Annotated in this window: 15 protein-coding genes and 1 pseudogene; 5 read left to right on the top strand and 11 right to left on the bottom strand. The window is 41.2% G+C overall.

The window, feature by feature from the left end; translation table 11 throughout:
* Positions 1-11 precede the first annotated feature (11 nt).
* Both hda and JK628_RS10795 read right to left on the bottom strand, forming a co-directional pair.
* Positions 12-722: a DnaA inactivator Hda gene (hda, locus tag JK628_RS10800; protein ID WP_202289467.1), complete on the bottom strand. Its 711-nt coding sequence runs from the start codon at positions 720-722 to the stop codon at positions 12-14.
* Positions 723-794: 72 nt separating this feature from the next.
* On the bottom strand, positions 795-1,907 hold the full coding sequence (locus tag JK628_RS10795; RefSeq protein WP_202289466.1) for a DUF2066 domain-containing protein: 1,113 nt from the start codon (positions 1,905-1,907) through the stop codon (positions 795-797).
* 174 nt (positions 1,908-2,081) lie between these two features.
* Here JK628_RS10795 and JK628_RS10790 point away from each other — a divergent pair, with 174 nt between their 5' ends.
* Entirely contained in the window at positions 2,082-3,335 is a 1,254-nt protein-coding gene (locus JK628_RS10790) for a uracil-xanthine permease family protein (RefSeq protein WP_202289465.1), read from the top strand.
* A 92-nt stretch (positions 3,336-3,427) separates the two neighbouring features.
* Here the strand turns inward: JK628_RS10790 and grxD are convergent, their stop codons facing one another.
* On the bottom strand, positions 3,428-3,775 hold the full coding sequence (gene grxD / locus JK628_RS10785) for a Grx4 family monothiol glutaredoxin (RefSeq protein ID WP_202289464.1): 348 nt from the start codon (positions 3,773-3,775) through the stop codon (positions 3,428-3,430).
* Positions 3,776-4,000: 225 nt separating this feature from the next.
* Here grxD and sodB point away from each other — a divergent pair, with 225 nt between their 5' ends.
* The 3 genes and pseudogenes from sodB to JK628_RS10770 form a co-directional block, all read left to right on the top strand.
* Positions 4,001-4,585 (top strand): superoxide dismutase [Fe], encoded by a 585-nt coding sequence (gene sodB / locus JK628_RS10780; protein ID WP_202289463.1) that lies wholly within the window; start codon positions 4,001-4,003, stop codon positions 4,583-4,585.
* A gap of 581 nt (positions 4,586-5,166) precedes the next feature.
* Positions 5,167-6,321 (top strand): IS110 family transposase, encoded by a 1,155-nt coding sequence (locus JK628_RS10775; RefSeq protein WP_202288745.1) that lies wholly within the window; start codon positions 5,167-5,169, stop codon positions 6,319-6,321.
* A 401-nt stretch (positions 6,322-6,722) separates the two neighbouring features.
* Positions 6,723-7,154, top strand: a pseudogene (locus JK628_RS10770) (IS110-like element ISSpi5 family transposase); the annotation flags it as partial.
* Positions 7,155-7,208: 54 nt separating this feature from the next.
* Here JK628_RS10770 and JK628_RS10765 read toward each other — a convergent pair.
* The 3 genes from JK628_RS10765 to JK628_RS10755 all read right to left on the bottom strand — a co-directional run bounded on the left by JK628_RS10765 (position 7,209) and on the right by JK628_RS10755 (position 9,006).
* A complete protein-coding gene (locus tag JK628_RS10765) occupies positions 7,209-7,565 on the bottom strand; it encodes a DUF1428 domain-containing protein (RefSeq protein ID WP_202289462.1) in 357 nt (118 codons plus the stop codon).
* A 214-nt stretch (positions 7,566-7,779) separates the two neighbouring features.
* Positions 7,780-8,280, bottom strand: a complete 501-nt coding sequence (locus tag JK628_RS10760) for a DUF4240 domain-containing protein (protein ID WP_202289461.1) — start codon at positions 8,278-8,280, stop codon at positions 7,780-7,782.
* A gap of 120 nt (positions 8,281-8,400) precedes the next feature.
* Complete coding sequence (locus tag JK628_RS10755; RefSeq protein ID WP_202289460.1) at positions 8,401-9,006, bottom strand: hypothetical protein; 606 nt, start codon at positions 9,004-9,006, stop codon at positions 8,401-8,403.
* A gap of 124 nt (positions 9,007-9,130) precedes the next feature.
* On the opposite strand from JK628_RS10755, the gene JK628_RS10750 reads away from it, so the two are divergent.
* Positions 9,131-10,285 carry an IS110 family transposase gene (locus JK628_RS10750; RefSeq protein WP_202289459.1) on the top strand — a complete coding sequence of 385 codons (1,155 nt, stop codon included), beginning with the start codon at positions 9,131-9,133 and terminating at the stop codon, positions 10,283-10,285.
* Between the two features lie 260 nt (positions 10,286-10,545).
* Here JK628_RS10750 and JK628_RS10745 read toward each other — a convergent pair whose 3' ends face one another.
* From JK628_RS10745 to JK628_RS10725, 5 genes are all read right to left on the bottom strand, one after another.
* Positions 10,546-10,698: a hypothetical protein gene (locus JK628_RS10745; RefSeq protein ID WP_202289458.1), complete on the bottom strand. Its 153-nt coding sequence runs from the start codon at positions 10,696-10,698 to the stop codon at positions 10,546-10,548.
* The gene (locus tag JK628_RS10740) at positions 10,699-11,043 is read right to left on the bottom strand and encodes a hypothetical protein (RefSeq protein ID WP_202289457.1); all 345 of its coding nucleotides are present in this window, start codon (positions 11,041-11,043) and stop codon (positions 10,699-10,701) included.
* 107 nt (positions 11,044-11,150) lie between these two features.
* Positions 11,151-11,543, bottom strand: coding sequence for a hypothetical protein (locus tag JK628_RS10735; RefSeq protein ID WP_202289456.1), 393 nt, complete (start codon positions 11,541-11,543; stop codon positions 11,151-11,153).
* Between the two features lie 110 nt (positions 11,544-11,653).
* Complete coding sequence (locus tag JK628_RS10730; RefSeq protein WP_202289455.1) at positions 11,654-11,893, bottom strand: hypothetical protein; 240 nt, start codon at positions 11,891-11,893, stop codon at positions 11,654-11,656.
* Between the two features lie 243 nt (positions 11,894-12,136).
* Complete coding sequence (locus JK628_RS10725; RefSeq protein WP_202289454.1) at positions 12,137-12,424, bottom strand: hypothetical protein; 288 nt, start codon at positions 12,422-12,424, stop codon at positions 12,137-12,139.
* Between the last annotated feature and the right edge of the window lie 793 nt (positions 12,425-13,217).

Raw genomic sequence — 13,217 nt, 5'->3', positions numbered from 1 at the left:
TAAAGCAACGGTTAAAGCCGCAACATCTCTTTTATAAAAGGAATTGTCAACTTACGTTGATGAACCAAAGATGCTTTATCTAGGCGGTCTAATACATCAAATAACGTTCTTAAGTCTCTGGCTAATCGATTGAGTAAAAAACGGCCCACATCGTCAGAAAGCTGTAAACCGCGCATTGCAGCACGACGCTGTAGCGCCGCTAACTTTTCATCATCAGCCATAGGTTGCAGCTGATAATTTAAACCCCACTGCATTCGTGAAATGAGATCGGGTAATGAAAAACCAGTATCCTGCGGTGAAACGCTGGCACTTAATACCAATGAACAGGTTTTTTGTTCGGAGATGCGATTGTAAAGATCAAAAATAGCCTCTTCCCAAACAGGATGACCAGCGATGGCATTAACATCATCAATACACACTAAATCAATCTTTTCCAAACCTTCTAACAAGGCTGGAGAGATACTGGCATGGATCCCTAATGGGATATAAAAGCTGCTACGGCCAAGATCATTTGCGTGAGCGCACGCTGCATGCATTAAGTGAGTTCGGCCAGATTTTTCTGGACCCCAGATAAAAACAGCACCTTCTGCTAGCCCCTCTGCACAAGCTTGCAAACTCTGTATGAGTTGATCATTGCCAGCAGCAGGATAGTAACTGTTAAAGGTTTCATCGTCCGGTAGATGAACGGGTAATGATAATTGTAACGGTGAGTTTGATTTCACTCAGCAGTATCTCGACAACGCAGAATTTCAATTTAGGCGCACATGTTACCATGGGCACCTAGTAATTGGGAGCTATTGACCTTTCCAATAGTAGATCTGTATCTGTTTCTCGACCTTAGCCATTGGTTCAAAGCTGGCATACTCCATATCATCGGCAGTAATACTCTTAATGACTTCAATCCGCGGATCAAGCTTCATTAAACGATGCAGATCATCTTCATTACCAAAAAGCGCTAAATTAAACTCAACTGTCGTGCCCTCTACACGAGCAACACTTGCCGTTTTTATGGCACTCAATTGATTTAGATACGTCTCGATTTCAACAAGCTGCTTCATGTGGCTAACATCGGTAAATGCAATTTTAGTGGTCAGTTTTTCACCAGAATCAGCGATGGCATATTGACTCACATAATATTCACTCGCTGCTGCGGTTATCGCTGTGACCGCTTTCTCAACTGTGGCAACTTCACCATTTGCATTGATTAAAGGAGTCAATTGACTGGCATCATCGGCACGCTCTCTTGGGTAAAGTGCCATCTGATAACGAAATACAGACCCTTGCGGTGCTATAGTCGCCATAATGAAATAGTTAAATTGATACCTTAACGAGGCATTGGCAACATTATCAGTGAATTGCCCCCGAATATCGTTAACACCAACCTGCATAGCATCATCGAGATCCATAAGAGGAAACACTAAAGGCACACCACGATTATCCGACTGTGTATTAAACACTTCTCGAGTCGATGACGAAGAGGCATCACTTAAGATACTTCTCTCATTCTCTATATCTTCAACAAGCCACATCAATGTTAATGGACGTTGCTTGCCCCAAACAGGTAAACCTGCTTGACGTAGTAAACTAATCAATCGTTTGTGGTCGAAGTTTACTTGGATGAATAGCTCCCCGTCTAACTCCTGATAACCATATTGAGTCATCAGTGAACTAGCCTTAGCCAGCTGCTTAACAACATCTGGATGTGTTAAGGCAGTTTCGGTACCGGTATTTTTAAGAACAACATCCTTAAAGGCCTGTTTAATCGCTTGGCTTCTTAAGTTATTGGCTCTCGATTCTACAGCCACTAAGCTTTCATCCAGCTTATTAACCTCGGCAGCAGTAGCAAGCGGGGAAATACTCACGAATAGCGCAAATATCATTAAGTAACGACACATAGATCTCAGCATATTTAAGCTTCAAAAACGACACAATTATCCAAATTGTACCACAGCCGTAAGAATTAGGAATTTTTATAAACAAGGATTTATTACAATAAGATCCGTTTAGTTTGAACAAAATCGCTGAATATTTTGTTGCATAAAGATATGATTGTTAAGTTTATTTAAAATAAGAGAATAATAATGAAAAACCTTACACTGCCTTTGCAGGGGGCACAAATGTTGTTTGTCGCCTTTGGTGCACTAGTATTGATGCCTTTATTAACAGGCTTAGATACCAATGTTGCATTATTTACCGCAGGAATCGGCACCTTAATCTTTCAGTTGATCACCAAGCGTCAAATACCCATTTTCCTCGCCTCCTCTTTCGCCTTTATTGCACCTATTATGTACGGAGTACAAACTTGGGGGATCCCATCGACCATGGGCGGGCTCATGGCCGCCGGCATGGTGTACGTTTTATTAGCCACAGTTGTCAAAGTAAGAGGCCCTGGCTTTATTAGGCGCTTGTTACCTCCGGTGGTTGTCGGCCCGGTAATTATCGTAATCGGCTTAGGCCTAGCGCCAGTTGCAGTTAATATGGCAATAGGTAAAACCGGTGATGGCAGTCTGGTACTTGTAGAACAAAACACGGCGCTCATCATCTCGTTAGCCTCTTTATTTACCACCATCGCGGTAGCCATATTTGCTAAAGGCATGCTCAAACTAATGCCCATTTTAGCCGGTATTTCTGTCGGCTATGGCCTAAGTTTGGCATTTGGTATTGTTGATTTCTCTGCGGTCGCCAACGCTAGCTGGATAGCGCTGCCTAACTTTGTCGCGCCAGAGTTTAACTGGCACGCCATTCTCTTTATGATCCCAGTAGCTATTGCACCTGCGGTAGAGCACATCGGTGATATCCTGGCTATTTCAAACGTCACTGGAAAAGATTTCATCAAGAAGCCAGGACTACACAGAACGCTCGCAGGCGATGGTTTTGCGACCATAGCCTCATCTGCTTTCGGCGGCCCACCAAACACCACTTACTCTGAAGTAACGGGCGCTGTGACACTAACTAAAGCATTTAACCCAGTGATCATGACATGGACGGCCATTACTGCAATCTTATTAGCATTTGTTGGTAAGCTAGGCGCCTTAATGCAAACCATACCCGTGCCAGTTATGGGCGGGATCATGTGTTTACTATTCGGCTCAATTGCGGCGGTTGGACTCAACTCGTTGATCAAAAATCACGTTGATATGAACGAACCACGTAACTTGAGTATTGTGGGTGTAACCTTAGTATTTGGTATTGGCGGCATGGCGTTTGGTATCGGCTCATTTAGCCTTACTGGGATTAGCTTATGTGGTATTGTCGCGATATTAATGAATCTTGTACTGCCGGATAATGCGGCTGCACATAGCAAAATCATTAGTGACGATATTGACCAAATATAACTCGTTTACATTGCATTATTCCTAATACAAACATCCATAAAAAAGCCCTGAATATCTAAGATATTCAGGGCTTTTCTTTAGCAAATCAAAGATTAGCTACTTGCTTGCTCATCTTCAGTTTTATATTTTGCTGCAGCTTCCTTGATAAGAGTCTGTAACTCACCCTTCTGGAACATTTCAGTAAGAATGTCACAGCCACCGATCAACTCGCCTTCGATCCATAGTTGTGGAAAGGTTGGCCAGTTAGCATATTTAGGCAGTTCGCTACGAATATCTGGGTGCAGAAGAATATCAACGAAAGCAAATTGCTCTTCACAATTAATCATGATCTGCGCAACTTGAGAAGAAAAACCACAGCTAGGTAACTTTGGTGAGCCTTTCATGTAAACGATAATTGGGTTTTCGGCTATTTGCTGCTTGATTTTTTCGACTGTTTCCATTTTAAATTCCTGAGTTATACAACATTGCAATATGACTATTGTACGCCAGTATAGAGCAGAACAAAAACCTACTTTTTGCAGGGATACTCGCTAATAGATTTAATCGATTGAGGTAATCGACCATTTCGAATAAACAATGATACACTTCACAAGTTTATTAGGTAAAATGTCCCAAAGTGAGCAAGAACGCATAAAACAACAATCAAGAGTTAACGGAGAAAACTAATGGCTTTCGAACTACCAGCATTACCTTACGCAAAAAACGCACTTGAGCCACATATCTCAGAAGAAACAATTAACTACCACTACGGTAAGCATCACAACACTTACGTTGTAAAACTTAACGGCCTCGTTGATGGAACTGACCTTGCAGAGAAGAGCCTAGAAGAGATCATCAAGACTTCTACTGGTGGTATCTTCAACAACGCAGCTCAAATCTGGAACCACACTTTTTACTGGAACTGCCTATCACCAAATGGCGGCGGCGAAGCAACTGGTCCAGTAGCTGACGCAATCATTGCCGCTTTTGGTTCGTTTGACGCATTTAAAGCACAGTTTACAGATTCAGCCGTTAACAACTTCGGTAGCGCTTGGACTTGGTTAGTGAAGAAAGCTGATGGTAGCGTGGCAATCGTTAATACTAGTAATGCAGCGACACCACTCACTGATGACACTGTAACACCAATCATGACCGTTGATGTTTGGGAACATGCTTACTATATCGATTACCGCAATGTTCGCCCTGACTACATGGCTCACTTCTGGGAGCTGATTAACTGGGAATTTGTTAACGCAAATTTCGCTGGTTAATTTCCAAGTCTCTTTCAACACTATGAGTTGAAAAAGAACATGAATACAAAATCCGAACTCTTGTAGAGTTCGGATTTTTTTATAGCTGTTTTTTGCCTTAGCCGTTGTCGGAAGACAGTAAAGTTTGATTATTATTCAACTCATTTTTGGGCAGAAATGAGATAGCTTAGCAGAACAACTTGGGAATAATTGGGAGTCATCCCGGCAAGGCTTCTGAGCCGGGATCTAGTGCCATTACCTAAAACATCTACTTATAATGGAAAGCAGCTCATCCACTATGTCCCTTTGCAAGCCGCCGTGAATACCTCCATGTAGGCTCTGCTGAAAAATCCCTTTTTCAGAAGCTTGCACGTTCCACAGCAGATGGTCTGCCAGCGAGTTCAGAGTAGCGTCTAGCTCATTTCTGGACAGAAGGGAGTTAGTGCTAAAGCTCTGAAAATGACTTTTGGCATTAGGGAAAGTATTGCAATCGGATAGACATAATGACTCCCCACTAAAGATGCTGATCTCCAATCAATCGTGGGTTAGCTGAAAGCCAGAGCCATAATAGTTTTGTTAAAGAAACTAAATCGGAGATCAGCATGAATAAACATAACATACTTTTTATTGGCCTTGATACACATAAAGAATTTGTAGAAGTTGCTTATATTGAAGATCAAAGAGGAGCGCAAGCGGTTCATTTTGGGCGAGTTTCAAGTGCCAAAGCGTCTATAATCAAACTTGCTAGGCAGTTCCAATCTAAGTATCCAGAAGCGACCTTACACTTTGTATATGAGGCAGGGCCTTGCGGATATTGGATCTACCGCTTGCTGACAAGCTTAGGTCACTGTTGCTATGTCATTGCTCCTTCGCTTATTCCTAAAAAGCCTGGTGAGAAGGTTAAAACCGATAAACGTGATGCGCTTAAGTTAGCAAAGCTGCTCAAGTCCGAAGATCTGACCGCTATCTATGTTCCTGAGCCTGAAGATGAAGCAATCCGCGATCTATCTCGTGCTCGTGAAACTGCTATGAAAGATCTAAAAGACGCTAAATACCAGCTTAAAGCGCTTCAGCTTAGAAATAACATCAACTATAAGGGCACCGCTAATTGGTCGCTAAAGCACTTACGCTGGCTGACTGAACTGATATTGCCGCATCCTAGTCAACAGATTGTCTTGCAAGAATACTTACAAACCATTTCGGAGCGGATCGCGAGGCTAAAACGGCTAGACAATGAACTTGAACATCACGTTAAAAAGTGGCGTTACTATCCGGTCGTCAAAGCCATACAAGCATTACGTGGAGTGAGGTTATTAGTTGCAGCAGGGGTCATTGCTGAGTTAGGCGATCTAACTCGCTTTGATCATCCTAGAAAGTTAATGAGCTATGTTGGCTTAGTGCCTTCAGAGCACTCGAGTGGCGGCAAGCGGCATGTGGGTGCGATAACGAAATGCGGCAATGGTCGAGCAAGGCGGTTATTAGTCGAAGGGGCTCACTCCTATCGCTACCCCGCTAAGATCTCAACCGAGATGCAAATAAGACAAGAAGGTTTACCGAAAGATATTGTTGATATCGCATGGCAAGCGCAGTTAAGGCTATGTCGTCGATATCAAAAACTCATGCACAAGGGCAAACATAACAACGTAGTCGTGACAGCCATTGCCAGAGAAATGATTGCTTATATTTGGGCTATTTCACGAGAAGTGGTACTGACAAAAGTTAATCCCAAACTACGGTTATCGAGAGTACCTGCATGATAAACGATTTTGAGCTAATACAGTGGGTCAAGCATCGGATGTGACACGATCACCGAGGGCGTTAGGATGGCAATGCGGTTAGCTCCGTATTGAACCACGAACATAGACTGAAGACAGGTGTCACGACGGATTATGTAAGGTAGGCGCTGCTTATTGAAAGATAAGTAATCCACGGATATCAGCATGACAACCGACGAAATTACTTGCTTCATCGACTGTGTTAGCTCAATCCAATTTGGATGAGAAGAAAAGATAAAGGCTTAAGTATTTAGGCCGGTATCGTCATGTTCTGCTTGACGTGGGGAGTCATACCAGACGCCCATTTAAGGGGCTGATAATAGTTTGCTAAAATTGTACAGCGAAGCGGAACCGAGCAAACTGTTAGCAGTCCCGCTTGAACGAAGATAGAAGATAAAATCGTTAAACTCATCGAATCGAACGCTGACTACCAAGCTAAAAACCTTATCCTGCAAAGCATGAAAGGAATAGGTAAAATTGCCGCAGCATCCATTATCAGTAACCTACCAGAGCTTGGCTATATTAATAACAAAGAAGCCAGTTCGTTGGTTGGTGTAGCGCCGATGAATAAAGAAAGTGGACGCTTTAAAGGCCATAGAAAAATCCAGGGAGGGCGACATCAAGTTAGAACCGTTTTGTACATGGCAATGATGTCAGCAATACAATCCAACCCCATTTTTAAAGAGACTTATCAGCGACTCGTTGCAGCTGGAAAACCTAAGAAAGTAGCCATTATTGCCTGCATAAGGAAGATGGTTGTGATCTTAAATTCGATGCTAAGAGATGGTGTTTTGTGGGAAGCGCCAAAAGCTTAAAATTAGCTATTGACGCCATAGTCTCTTGTTATGTGTCAGGTTAAATCAAATAAATTAACACTCTACAATGGTAGTAAACCCACCAAATATCATTCGTTTTCCATCAAAAGGCATCGAATTAGGCTCCCAATCTTTTAATCTAGGATCTTCCATAGCTGCCTTGTTTCCTAAATCGCGAACTTCTCGAGATGGCCAGACGATCCATGAGAAAACAACGTCCTCACCTTCCTCGCACTTAACTGCCCTTGGGAGTGAAGTAACATTACCGTCAGGCACGTCGTCTGCCCAATTTTCCACTATAGACAAAGCCCCATGATCTTTGAATACTGCAGCCATTTCTTTAGCGAGCTGAATATACTTCGATTTATTTTCTCTTGGAACAGCCAAAACATATCCATCAACGTAAGTCATAATTTATTTCCTTTAAACTGATTGTAAATTGTAATTATACACCTGACCACTTTTCGACACATAACGCCCCACTAAGGGAAAATTTACAGTTTGCTAAAATGTTGAACGGAGTGAAAACTGCAAACTGTAAATTTTGATCTTCACCCGATAAAATAGACACCGTCCATTTTATCGGGTGAAGATCAAAGTCCCACTTGATTTGCTTGTTATACGTTTAATTACCATACTTTTCAATTAGTTTTGGAAACTCTTTAGATAATTCAAACTTGTTAAAGTCATTAGTTAAATCCTCAGTTGGAAAACTAAAATTAAAGTCGGGTATATCCCGCTCAGTTAGCTCTTCATATGCTTCATGGACAACACCACGATATTCAATAGCAACATAGGATTCATTATTAGCTAATGCAATATCAGCTAAGTCATCTGGCTGATGCAAAGCAACTTCAAATATGGTTTTACCTTCAGAAATCAGGTAATCGATATATGGGATGAAATCATAATCACTTCTGTAGCCTTTGATTAAGAAAACAGCGCTCTTCAATTTATTTGATAGCGCTTTAGAAACGCAGTTAACAAAGAACTGATTAAAACTTTCAATAAAAGCAGGATCACTTTCCAATAAATGATTTTTTAGAACATGTGGCCTTAAGGCTATATCACCTTTTGAAGTTATCTTAACTTTTTCAATAAGTGACCAGAATTTATTTTCATCCATTTAAATTAACACCAAACCCTAGAAACGTATAACGCCCCGCTAATAAGTGAACCATGTGCTGGCAGCGATTTTCACAGCAAATGGCATGACAGCCATTGTGAATCTTAATTTAGAGGCTTGTTATGTGCTGATTTTTCTCAATACTTTTATTACTTCAATATGCTCTTTTCCCACCAAACCCACATCTTGATGGAAGCGAAAACCAGAGCGTTTTACTTCTGCAGCTTGTAAGGCTAATGAAGCCTCATTAGCATCAATGTTGATAAGTGCTTTCGAAGCGTGCCATTTAAACTTATCCAACGCGAACATTAAGCGGCTAGCATATTTGTCCAGAACATCTAGAGCATTCTTATACTCTGAATCAATGGCCTGCGTTGCTACTATATAAGGGTAATCGACATAAACAGTGGACTGATGATTTGGAAACTCATCCTCTCTTTTTAATACTGAACGAAAAGATTCCATCGCGCTTTCAGTTTGATTTATGCTCATGTAACTTCTTGCTTGAACCCAAAAAGCACGCATATCTTCATATTGATCTTTTCTAGTGTCGAAGTATTCGTCAATTAAACTTAAAGCAACTTTAGGGGTTGATTCAGCTAGGTAAGATGCCTGTATTACAACATATTGATCACGCTGACTGCGTGCTCGTTTCAACTTGTTGTAAAACAAAGCTTCTACTTCAGCATTCCATTCATAATTTCTATACCAGTCGTCTGATGACATTGCCTTCCCTAAGCACATAGACATAATGACTCCCCACTAAAGATGCTGATCTCCAATCAATCGTGGGTTAGCTGAAAGCCAGAGCCATAATAGTTTTGTTAAAGAAACTAAATCGGAGATCAGCATGAATAAACATAACATACTTTTTATTGGCCTTGATACACATAAAGAATTTGTAGAAGTTGCTTATATTGAAGATCAAAGAGGAGCGCAAGCGGTTCATTTTGGACGAGTTTCAAGTGCGAAATCCTCTATCACTAAACTGGCTAGGCAGTTTCAATCTAAGTATCCAGAAGCAACCTTACACTTTGTGTATGAGGCAGGACCCTGCGGTTACTGGATCTACCGATTGCTTACCAGCCTAGGTCACTGTTGCTATGTTATAGCCCCTTCACTTATTCCCAAAAAGCCTGGTGAGAAAATTAAAACCGATAAACGTGATGCGCTTAAATTAGCAAAGCTGCTTAAGTCGGAAGATCTTACCGCGATTTATGTTCCAGAGCCTGAAGATGAAGCTATCCGCGATTTATCTCGTGCTCGTGAGACCGCGATGAAAGATTTAAAAGACGCCAAATACCAGCTTAAAGCGCTTCAGCTAAGAAACAATATTAACTACAGAGGCACTGCTAATTGGTCGCTAAAGCACTTACGCTGGCTGACTGAACTGATATTGCCGCACCCGAGTCAACAGATTGTCTTGCAAGAATACTTACAAACCATTTCAGAGCGGATCGCGAGGCTAAAATGGCTAGACAATGAACTTGAGCATCACGTTAAAAAGTGGCGTTACTATCCGGTCATCAAAGCCATACAAGCATTACGTGGAGTGAGGTTACTGGTTGCTGCAGGTGTCATTGCTGAGTTGGGAGACTTAACTCGCTTTGATCATCCCCGAAAACTAATGAGTTATGTAGGCCTAGTTCCATCGGAACACTCAAGTGGTGGAAAGCGGCATGTGGGTGCGATAACGAAATGCGGCAATGGTCGAGCAAGGCGGCTATTAGTCGAAGGGGCTCACTCCTATCGCTACCCCGCTAAGCTCTCAACCGAGATGCAAATAAGACAAGAAGGTTTACCGAAAGAAATCATTGATATTGCATGGCAAGCGCAGCTTAGGCTTTGTCGTCGATACCAAAAACTCACGTACAAAGGTAAACATAACAACGTAGTCGTGACAGCCATAGCCAGAGAAATTATTGCTTATATTTGGGCTATTTCACGAGAAGTGGTACTGACAAATGTTAACCCTAAACTACGGTTGTCGAGAGTACCTGCATGATAAACGATTTTGAGCTAATACAGTGGGTCAAGCATCGGATGTGACACGATCACCGAGGGCGTTAGGATGGCAATACGGTTAACTCTGTATTGAACCACGAACATAGACTGAAGACAGGTGTCACGACGGATTATGTAAGGTAGGCGCTGCTTATTGAAAGATAAGTAATCCACGGATATCAGCATGACAACCGACGAAATTACTTGCTTCATCGACTGTGTTAGCTCAATCCAATTTGGATGAGAAGAAAAGATAAAGGCTTAAGTATTTAGGCCGGTATCGTCATGTTCTGCTTGACGTGGGGAGTCATACCAACGCTTTGCTAACCGGCAGCCGAGTGCGAAGCACGCTTTAGGCTGTCCAGTGGAGGCCGCTGTTTGGCCGGAACGGTGGTTGAGCAATTTGTTATGCATTTATATACCCATTAAACCTACGAACCATTTTGGCCACTCGTAACCAAAGTAAATTGAGCCAAGTAACGAGAATGCAATTGGTCTAATATCTTTAAGCCAGAGCGCAATAAACAAACCCACCAAACTGACCCAGCCCCAGGGCATTACTATTGAAAGCAGCAAGCCAAACGGTAGGATAAACACCATGCCGAACATGTCGTTTATAGGCTGCCAGTTTACATTTGCTTCTGGAATATAGCTGTATTGCCAATAGGCCATCGAGACTATTGATGAAGCCTCTGCTGCAACTATACCGCTTAATGCCCAAATTAGAGCAACTCTTTTTCTACTTGCGCTAAATCTCATCGATTGGCCGTGCATAACGCCCGCCTAACACGCAATGTGTTGGCATGGCTTTTTGCGTTGTTTGCCAAAACCATGACAACATAACATTGTCGGAGTTTAGGCGCTTGTTATACATCAAATTCACCATTGCTGTTTATGTATGTAATAGCAAACGCTAAGCTTTCTTTAGTCCAAATATCTATTTCAGACTCAGCTTTCATGTAGTTGTCAGTGAAGTCTTGAGCAAAAGCTAAGTACCCTTCTTCGGACTCATAATAGTACTCCCTATTTTTCAGCCACAAGTGCTTAATAGCAATATGAATTGTGTCGGATAGATCTAATACTTCTTCAACAACCAAAGGCCAATCAGAATGAGATGAATCAAAAACTTTTTGGATGTTCATTTCTTGAATTTGTTTATATCTATCTGAGCTAACAAAACCTAATGTATTTAAGATGTAGGACTCAAAAAAAAGATAAATTGGATTTTCTTTATACCTAGGTATCTCAAACACTGACATGGACTATCCTTGATGTATAACGCCACGCTAAGCGGCAAAAAATTGTTGGCTAAAATAGTGAACGTAGTGAACAAAAGCCAACTGTTTATTGTCCGTTCTTGAGCGCCTTGTTAGGTATATTTTTCCATTTCTTTTTCGTAACTACGAATTAACTTGTCACGCTCTTTATCTGGTATTCTACTTTTCAACTCTTCTATTTGTTTCTCAATAGAGTGTTTCATTTTAACTTTGAATACCTGATCATATTTAGCAAGATCCTGCCTTAAATTAAGTGTTTCTGTATAAAGTTTCTTCCACTCTTTAATCTTATTTTTTGCAGGTATCTTGATTGTCGGCCCAAGAAAACGCATGTTTTTACCGCAATGTTGGCATTTAGCGTCACCTTCCTCACCAATAGTCTCAGGGTTGTGATGTGTAACTTGTCTCCAAGTTGGTCTTCTACATGCAACTCTGCATTCAAAACAAACCCAGTTTCAGGAACATGCCATACTCTAGAGATACCTAACGCCTCATTAAGAGGCTAAAAATAGTTGGTTAAAATAAGCGACGAAGGAGCAAAAACCAACTGTTTTTTGTCCTGCTTTAATGACTTGTTATGTGTTTAATACACTAATATATTTAGCTATTTTCTCTACTAGCAATTCAGCCTCAGGATTTTTTGCATTAACAATATAGCCAGACCAAATATCCCACTCCAAACCAATAATGGATTGGTTTAAAATAAAGTCTTGGAATGTTTCATCAAGACCATTAATAAGCTCTGTATGAGGAATTAACTTGAATTCTTTAACAACAGATTTAGTGATTTTATGATAATCCTTTGAGGATATCTTATCAAAATCATATGCTAGCCTATTGCTGCAATCTCGATGTTTATTCACCAAACTTTCCTAAACACATAACATTTTAATATACGGCGTGCGCGTTTTGCCAAGCCATGTTGAAAAAGCGTGCACAGTAAAAAGTCTGAAAAAATCATTAATAACAGCTCATTAAACATTTACGCTTAAGATTGTATCCAATACACCTAGGGAGAAAAGTGAGTCGCACACTTTGCTTTCCGGTTATCTGAACTTTTCATGAACGCACACTTACATCTTACTGAATTTACACCTCTTTCTCTTTTCACTCAATAGCAAACCGTGAACTGATTGCGCAAAATTTAGAGATTAACCGCACAAAACCGATACTACTGTATAAAAGTACAAGCATTGGTTAACTAAAAGGTTCTCGCTAGACGGAACCCATACCTTTCCGACTGATTAGAAAAAGTATTACAAAGAGGTCAGTGTTCTATAGGACGAGTTGCTAGCGCTAACACGTAAAGGGGCTGAAGGGAGTTACCTTTAAGCAAAAATGGTTCCAATTGCCTGCGGCAGGCGTATGTGCAGATTCATTAAGCCACAACAGACGTGGCCGCAACTCTTTATAAAAGAAAGGGTCCCTGTGGGCTCAACGAAAACATCTGACCTCCAAGGACGGAGGAAATGCCAAATTATGTCGGGAACAAAATTGGTCCTGTTTCCGAAGGCATCAGCCTCATCTACACTGGTTTTGAAAAGCGCAAACTCTCAGCATCTGCGTTTTAAATTTAAAACCATATAAGTCACTAACCCGCATAGCAGGAAGAACACGCCAATCTTCCCCGTTGGAAATTTTGCTTTTTAAATTTCG

The sequence above is a fragment of the Shewanella sp. KX20019 genome (assembly GCF_016757755.1).
In the GTDB taxonomy this organism is placed as follows: domain Bacteria; phylum Pseudomonadota; class Gammaproteobacteria; order Enterobacterales; family Shewanellaceae; genus Shewanella.
The sequence above is the reverse complement of the archived record's forward strand: the minus strand, read 5'-3'. Positions and strand labels throughout refer to the sequence as shown.